Annotated in this window: 9 protein-coding genes; 6 read left to right on the plus strand and 3 right to left on the minus strand. The window is 58.0% G+C overall.

Annotated features, from left to right (window positions below):
• The 6 genes from U1737_RS08365 to U1737_RS08390 form a co-directional block, all read left to right on the plus strand.
• Window positions 1-397, plus strand: a 397-nt coding sequence (locus U1737_RS08365; protein WP_332796385.1) for a hypothetical protein, incomplete at its 5' end; no start/stop codon positions are given.
• Window positions 398-746: 349 nt separating this feature from the next.
• A complete protein-coding gene (locus U1737_RS08370) occupies window positions 747-1514 on the plus strand; it encodes a hypothetical protein (RefSeq protein ID WP_332796386.1) in 768 nt (255 codons plus the stop codon).
• A gap of 47 nt (window positions 1515-1561) precedes the next feature.
• Complete coding sequence (locus U1737_RS08375; protein ID WP_332796387.1) at window positions 1562-2275, plus strand: hypothetical protein; 714 nt, start codon at window positions 1562-1564, stop codon at window positions 2273-2275.
• Window positions 2276-2481: 206 nt separating this feature from the next.
• Window positions 2482-3048, plus strand: a complete 567-nt coding sequence (locus U1737_RS08380; RefSeq protein ID WP_332796388.1) for a recombinase family protein — start codon at window positions 2482-2484, stop codon at window positions 3046-3048.
• Window positions 3048-3545, plus strand: a complete 498-nt coding sequence (locus U1737_RS08385) for a protein-tyrosine phosphatase family protein (RefSeq protein ID WP_332796389.1) — start codon at window positions 3048-3050, stop codon at window positions 3543-3545. Before U1737_RS08380 ends, U1737_RS08385 begins: the two co-directional genes overlap by 1 nt.
• A gap of 341 nt (window positions 3546-3886) precedes the next feature.
• Entirely contained in the window at window positions 3887-5005 is a 1119-nt protein-coding gene (locus tag U1737_RS08390) for a Fic family protein (protein WP_332796390.1), read from the plus strand.
• Window positions 5006-5233: 228 nt separating this feature from the next.
• On the opposite strand, the gene U1737_RS08395 is transcribed toward U1737_RS08390, so the two are convergent.
• From U1737_RS08395 to U1737_RS08405, 3 genes are all read right to left on the minus strand, one after another.
• Complete coding sequence (locus tag U1737_RS08395; RefSeq protein ID WP_332796391.1) at window positions 5234-5698, minus strand: hypothetical protein; 465 nt, start codon at window positions 5696-5698, stop codon at window positions 5234-5236.
• 141 nt (window positions 5699-5839) lie between these two features.
• A complete protein-coding gene (locus U1737_RS08400) occupies window positions 5840-6238 on the minus strand; it encodes a hypothetical protein (RefSeq protein ID WP_332796392.1) in 399 nt (132 codons plus the stop codon).
• Window positions 6239-6751: 513 nt separating this feature from the next.
• Window positions 6752-7123, minus strand: a complete 372-nt coding sequence (locus U1737_RS08405) for a hypothetical protein (protein WP_332796393.1) — start codon at window positions 7121-7123, stop codon at window positions 6752-6754.
• Window positions 7124-7560: the final 437 nt, after the last annotated feature.

A 7560-nucleotide genomic window follows, 5' to 3' on the forward strand; every position in this document is an offset into this window, starting at 1 on the left:
CAGCGATGTCGCCCAAAGCTCCAGCGTCGTCTCAATCGATACACCCGTCATCCACGGTCTCCTGCCATGGAGACCCATTGATTCAGACTTCAATCAAATGCGCAACTGTAATGCTAGCCCTGCCAAGCCGGTGAACTGGCGAAAGGTACATGCCGCGCGCGCTGGTATAGTACTCCGCCTAAACCCGGCCTGCCGCGACGAACGTACTGACAATGACAAACGTGCTCTGGATCGCGCGCTCTTCCGCGCAGTCGAGGAACTGGTGAGTGCGCGACATGCACCAAGGCCCGAGTGGCTCAGAAAGGCGGATGCGGTTGAGGATGCAGCCCAACGGCTCATCAAGAAGGAATGGGACAAATCAAAAAAAAAGGCTCGTACAGGCAGGCTTGAGGAATAACGTCGTGAGCTTGCGGGGATAGCTGCTGTCGACTGTCGTAGATATCTTCACCCTAGCGATAGAAGAGCAACGGGGGTAGCTAGCCGCCTCATGCATTTCAGATGACAAAGAACAAAGTCGTTTTCTGATCAAGCATTGTCTATTGGACTAGCATTACCCCCCCACAGCATGCATCATACCTCTTCGGCTTAGGCGTTCCTTTGGGGGGTGGCGTATGAGAAGACTCGCATTAGTTATAGCCTGCAGCTCCTTGGCGGGCTGCGCGACTACTAGCTTCGCACCTCCAAGCGTAAACCTCGAAAACCAGATGTCTACACGCGGTAGCAATAGCAGTTGGGGCGCGCGTTGCATGCCAAACGAACGTCTCGACTCTGCCGACAAACCGATCCCGATTACGCGTACCGTAAGCGGCACTCAGGCTTTGATCGACAACTTTGTCCTTATGTACCGCTGTCGCGCCCACAGCGCTGCTAACGGGCGACAGACATTCGAAGTGCCGGCGATGCTAATTGGCGCTGGAGCTGCCACGGCGCTTGCCTTCGGAGCGCCAAGCGGTTTTGCAATCGCTGGCGGCGCGGCCACTGCAGCGCTTTCCGCCGGTAAGAATTACTATTCTCCGCAAATGAAAGCGGCCATCTTCGACAGCGCTCTGGACGCAATCCTCTGCATTAAGTCGGAGGCGGTTGGAATAGATCCTATTTCTATCGGCGCGATCAGCGCAGCTCAAGAGGGCGGCGCACGTGCGCTCGCCGCTCCAGGAGGCAATGATAACCTAACCGTGAGCGCCGCAGAACGCTATTTTATAGGGGTTTCCGCAGCCCTGCTGTCGGTCGAGCGCGTCCTGGCCCAACGGCTGAGCGTTGTCGGGACCTTCGATCCCGCCGGTGTGATCGCAGAAATCAAAGGGCTAGCGGCCGAAGTGGAAGAAAAGAAAACGGGCGGTACGTCGACCGCAACGGATCAAGCAAAAGCCTTGGTTCAGGATGCGGGCGGTGGCAACCAAGCAGTTAAATCCGCTGTAAGCGCGACAACTGAGGCCCGAATCGCACAAACCTTTATCCAACTGGAAACACTTCAACCTAAGCTACAACAGTGTGTAGTTCGTGCCAAAATATAATAGTGGTACTGTATTAGTTAGGTAATTCAGTAAATAGGGAAGAAGTTGTGAGCCAAAAGATTGATCCCAAGATCGCCGAGTTTCTTGCTGATGGCGTGACGGAAGTAACCGTCGAACGCGAGGGCAAGGGCGAGAGGGAAGTTCTTAAGGTTACATTCTCCGACGGTGACACATCCGACCTGATGATTCTTCGGCGAACGCCTGATGGATTGGTAGATGTAACCGAGACTGAGTTTAGACCCGCTGGCAGTGAACTCCGCACAAAATCTTTCGTTGGTGAGGCAAGTGGAGAAGGGCATACGCAAGTTGCCAACTACGCCAAGGCGCAGATTGGCATCTTTTCTACAAAAAGTGGTCCTAATGGTGGAAATCTGGCGTGCGTCTGGGCGGTACGCCACCTTATTTATCGTTGCTTGGGATATTGGGTAACGCACACCGATGGTACGGCTGTCTTCGCGCCGGAGCTGCTAGAGAATTTCGGCGCGTCATCGGAACCGGATAATGTCAGTGCAGGAGGCATCATCATTTCACCGAGCAAGAGAATTCTAGGCACCAAGAAGCGAAAGGTTGGCCATGTCGGCATCCTTGCTGAAGGCGTGGGCGGAAACCGTAAGATCTATAGTAATTCTAGTTCTCAAGCGCTGTGGTCGGACCGTTACACATTGCAGTCATGGTATGATAGATACAGAGATGAGCTTGATCTTCCTGTTTATTTCTTCCCACTACCAGAATTTAAAAAGTCTCTGCCGTTATTGGATTGAAATGGCCTTTTTCTGCTTGTATTTTTACATAATCATGATCCTGCCGCGTCCGCGATTAACTACTTGAGTGCGTACGCGTAGCCGCGCAGGCTTGTTGCAAAAATGCTAAGTTTCGCGACAGTGCGCCAAAGCACTCACCCTCTCTCCTACACGAATGTCGCAAAAATCTGTTGCATAAGGCCTTTATTCCGATACAGTTATGCGACATGCTGATTGGCTACGCCCGTGTATCCACCGATGACCAAGATCTCCGGCTGCAACGCGCCGCGTTGAAGGAGGCTGGATGCAAGCGGACGTTCGAGGAGAAGATCTCGGGCGCGAAACGTGACCGGCCCGAACTTGGCAGGATGATCGAGCAGCTCCGCGACGAAGACACCATCGTGGTGACGCGGCTTGATCGGCTGGCACGCTCCACCCGCGACCTGCTCGACATTGCCGAGAAGCTGAAGGAGGTCGGAGCCGGGCTGCGCTCGCTCGCCGAGCCATGGGCGGATACGACCTCGCCTGCGGGGCGCATGGTGCTGACCGTGTTCGCCGGTATCGCCGAATTCGAGCGCGAACTGATCCACCAACGCACGAGCAGCGGACGGATCGCGGCGAAGGCGCGAGGGGTCCGCTTTGGACGGCCGCCCAAGCTGACGGCCGAACAGATTGCCCTGGGCCGGCAACTGGTCGCCGAGGGAACCTCGGTGCGCGAAGCAGCCAAGCTGCTCAAATGCCACCACGCCACGCTCTACCGCGCACTGACCGCCGCGGCCTCGAGGCTTGGCTGATGCCGATCCGTCCCGAACACGTCTTTCTCTACCCAATCGACTGGCCACAGCTGTCGCAGCACGTTCGCTTCGGCAGGGCAAAGGGGCGGTGTGAACATTGCGCGCGGCCGCACGGGCAGCGGGTCTTCCATCTCGGCGACGGACGGTGGTGGGATAGGAGCCGGCTATGCTGGCGCAACGGCAAGGGACGACGCGTGCGCCGCCCCTTGGAGAATATTCTCCTGAAAGGCCGTTGGACGCCGGTCGTCCTGGCTTGCGCGCATCTCGATCATGACCCCAGCGATAGTGCGCTGCACCGGCTCGCAGCACTCTGCCAGCGGTGCCACATGATCCATGACGGCCCCGAACATCGCCGTCGGCGCTGGATGAATGCGCATTATAGGCGGGCGCTGGGGGACCTGTTCTACGGTCCTTATCCACTGCGCGGTGCCGACTGGATCACGCCGACACCGATCAGCATGCTCGACGATCGCAGATCGATCTACGCTACTGTATGATAAAGCTTTTGGTTCTTGGGTGCTGCCAAAGCATGACGTGATCGCAGTCATGGCTATGTCCTGCCCTCCGGCTGCTATGTCGGGGCTGAGGATGTCGAGGAGGATGGCCCCCCTTCCCCGAACGCTTCGCCATGTTGCAGGCGAATCTCGAGGAACAGTCTGTTGAAAACGCGCGGCTGACCGACGTGATCCGCCAGCAGCTCGCCGACGTCATCGTTCCAGCGGAATAACGCCCGCCTTTTTACACGTTCGCGCGACGTGCCAAGAAAACGCGGTTTTCTTTACACGTCGCGCCTCATGTGCAAACTTTTCGGCGCAATGTTGATCGACACCCCCGCCCCGTGCTGACGCCCAGCTACGTTATTCCCGCCCTGCCCCCGCCGGGGCTGGAGGAAACGCCCGCGGTGCTCCGTGCGCTCGCGCAGGCGCACCGGCACCTCGCCGAGCTGAAGGGGCGCGCCGCGTCGATCCCCAACCAGGGCATCCTGATCGACACGCTCGCGATGCAGGAAGCCAAGGCGAGCTCCGAGATCGAGAACATCGTCACCACGCAGGACGAGCTGTTCCAGGCGCGCGCCTTTCCCGAAAACCCGTCGTCCCCGGCGGCAAAGGAAGTCGCGCTCTATGCCGACGCGCTGCGCCATGGCTTCAGCGAACAGCAAAGGCTGGGCGGGCTGCTGACCAACAGCATGATCATCACCATTTTCCAGATGCTCAAGCGCACCGACAGCGGGTTTCGCGCGACGCCGGGCACTGCGCTCAAGAACGACCAGACCGGCGCGATGGTCTATATCCCGCCGCAGGACGCCAACGCGATCGTCGCGCACATGAACGCGATGGAGATCTTCATCAACGACGATGCCATTGGGGAGGACGGGATCGGGGCGCGCGGGCACAGTGATCTCGACCCGCTGGTCAAGATGGCGATCATCCATCACCAGTTCGAAAGCATCCACCCCTTTCCCGACGGTAACGGTCGGCTCGGGCGGATCATCAACGTGCTGTACCTGACGCGGACCGGGCTGCTCGACATTCCGATCCTGTATCTCAGCCGCTTCATCACCAGCCGCAAGGCGGACTATTACCGGCTGCTGCAATCGGTGCGCGATACCGGCGACTGGGAACCGTGGCTGCTCTACATGCTGCGCGGCGTCGCCGAGACCGCGCAGGAGACGCTGCGCCTGATCGAGGCGATCCACGGCCTGATGGCCGATTTCAAGCAGCGCCTGCGCGCCGACCACGCCCGGATCTATTCGCAGGACCTGCTCAACAACCTGTTCCGCCACCCTTATACACGGATCGATTACGTGCAGACCGAACTGACCGTATCGCGCCCGACCGCGACCAAATATCTCGACGAACTGGCGGAGGGCGGCTTGCTGACCAAGCACCGGATTGGGCGGAACAACTATTATATCAACCAGCGTCTGGTTGCGCTGTTTGTGGATGGGGCGGCGTGATGGAGTGGCCCTTGCTCACGCTCAAGCAGGCTGGCGTCGCGTAAATTGTTTGCGTGCACGCGACGCCAAGTCCGGTCACGTCAGATAGGCCCACTTGCGCGGCCAGTTCCCGCATGGGCGCCGACCAGGCAAACCCGATCAGGTCATCAAGCGTGACACGGTGGTGGCCCCAGCGGTACATTCGCCTTGGATGCTAGACCGCCCTGGACTAGGAAAGCCGTTAGCTGCTCAGGCGATCAGCCACGTCCCGTCGGGCTCCTTGTGGACCTTGTTCTGCCACAGGTAGCTCTCGCCGCTGTCGTCGGCGGTAAACAGGATGTCGAAGGCGAACTCGTTCGCAGCGATCCGCCGCCAGTTCTGGATCCGGGTGACGGTAAGGCATCCGACCATGTCGTGATGTTGCATCCGCTTTGCCGGCGACATGGCACCTGACCATCCATTGAACATGACTGCCCCTCGCGATCCGACGAATTTTTCGACGAGGCCCCGTGTCGCCATGTCGTCCTGCACGCACATCAGCGTGACGATGTACGGGCGCAGCGTCGGCAGAGCGGCCGTCACGTCGGCCTTCAACGATGCCGGTGCGGAACCGAGCGCCTTATCGACAGCGGCGGACTGGGTAGGGTTGGGCTGGGCCAACAAGGTCGCAACAGCGGCATCTGCCTGAGCCGAAAGTCCAGCCAGGGCGATCATGCCCATACCCATTCCGATTAACCGGCCCGGCAATATATGGCGCTTCCGATCAAGGTGCATTTGGTCGCTCCCTTTCAATCTGCGTTTCTGCGTTGCTGTAGCCGGCTTATATGCCTTTGGCCTGTCCGATAATCGCCGGCCTTATCGCACTTCTCCGCGCCACGGTTCTATTCCCTGGCGGTCAAGTTCGGCTCGGATCATTCGCATTTTTTCAGGCGATGCAATTGCCCGCAACAGCATCAGCGTTTCGATCTGAGCGGCGTTCGGTATTGCCAGCTCCGGCTGCACTTGGGCGCTTGCGCTATTACCGGTATCAGCGAGCCGATCGCGCAGCTCGTCCAGCGTTTCGCCCATATCGATCATGGCCGCACGGATACTTGCCAGCTCTTCCTCGACCCGATCGATCTGATCAAGGCGGTCACGTATGAAGGCCGCGATACCGACCCCCCGTTGTTCGGCTTGGGCAGCAAAAACAAGCGCCTGCCCCTCCCTCAACCGGACCTTGATGGAATCTGACAGCGCTATATTGCCTCCAACCACAGGGTGGACCCGATTTTACATGATAGACTACAATGTTTATAGTTAGTTGCACCATAATAGGGTCCACGTAGGGTCCCACCTAAACGCAAACCTTGGACAAATGGCGTTATTTATCAATGACTTACCGGCACCGGAAGGTGCGTATGGTGTACGACCTTAAATTACGGATTAAAGGGTCGAAAATGAAGCTCTGACAGGTCCAAAAATGGACTGGCCGAGCTTAAGGGGGTCCAAACTATCCTGATGAGCGCAGCTCAGCAGGCAAGCTCGCCCAATGATGCAAATGTGATGCACAAATGATGCAATTATTGCGCAGATATGATGCAATTATGCTGCATTCTGGCGCGAGAAACTCCCTTTAGAAAGCATTGGGGGGCAAATAGGGTGCAGAAAGGGTGCAAAATTAGGGGGACGGACGCAAAAGGGACGCAAAAGGGACGCACATCAACGCCAAACGGACGCCAGTCGGACGCCAAATGTCGATCCGGCTTACGGCACCCAGGTGTGATCGCTCTAGCTGGCTTGGAGACGCCGGCGTATTTCCTGCCTGTCGTCGATTATCAAAAGGGCATCATTGATAAATGTCTCCAGATTCTGGTTCAGATTGAAGATGATCCCCCCGAACAGCAATCGTTGATTGCCCGAAAACCCGTCACGAGTTTCCAGCATCAACGTTCTCGCCAATGACACGTACCGCTCAGCTTCCTCGGCCATCCATTCGACATAGGCATCCTGAGGTTTAGCTATGGTGGTTGGCCGATTTAGAGTGATTGCTGTCATCTCCAGACACAGGAGATCCTCGAGTTTGGCCGGACCCGATCCAGGCTGTCGGCATTCACCCAGCCCGCTCAGTAATTCCCGCATTTTCTGTTTCAGATCGCTCACCGCGATGCCTCCTCGCTTGGAATGGAGGCAGGACCCGGCTGAAGAGCCGGGCGTTGGAAACCCTGCACGTGGACAAGGCGCTGCCACCTTTGGGCAAGCCTTGGACATGCGTGACAGCCGCCCGGCCGAGAAGCTCGACCGGACCACGTGATTGTCGGGGTTTCCACGCCCCACGGCCGGGATTGACCGAACCGCAGGTCTATGGTCGCAGAAGGGAGCGCTTCGGACAAGCTGCCGTGACAGAGACGGATGTTTTGACGATCATCACCCCATCGAACCAGGACGATCCCGCCATGAGCGAAGCGCTTCCGAGTTTCCGCTGACGTGACCCCCGCCTTTCATCCAGCTGCGACCAGAGACCGACCGTTGTTGTCGCGCAGGAGCGCGGGTGAAGCAACGGTCAGGTTTAAACCCGACCGTTGCTTTTCGAGTTCTGC

Origin of the sequence: Sphingomonas fucosidasi, assembly GCF_036663855.1 — a bacterium.
GTDB lineage: Bacteria > Pseudomonadota > Alphaproteobacteria > Sphingomonadales > Sphingomonadaceae > Sphingomonas > Sphingomonas faeni_B.

Excerpts from the sequence above, each read along its gene's own strand:
- U1737_RS08370 (WP_332796386.1), top strand. The coding sequence starts at position 747 with ATGCCAAACGAACGTCTCGACTCTGCCGACAAACCGATCCCGATTACG.
- U1737_RS08395 (WP_332796391.1), bottom strand. The coding sequence starts at position 5,698 with ATGATCGCCCTGGCTGGACTTTCGGCTCAGGCAGATGCCGCTGTTGCG.
- U1737_RS08385 (WP_332796389.1), top strand. The coding sequence starts at position 3,048 with ATGCCGATCCGTCCCGAACACGTCTTTCTCTACCCAATCGACTGGCCA.
- U1737_RS08380 (WP_332796388.1), top strand. The coding sequence starts at position 2,482 with ATGCTGATTGGCTACGCCCGTGTATCCACCGATGACCAAGATCTCCGG.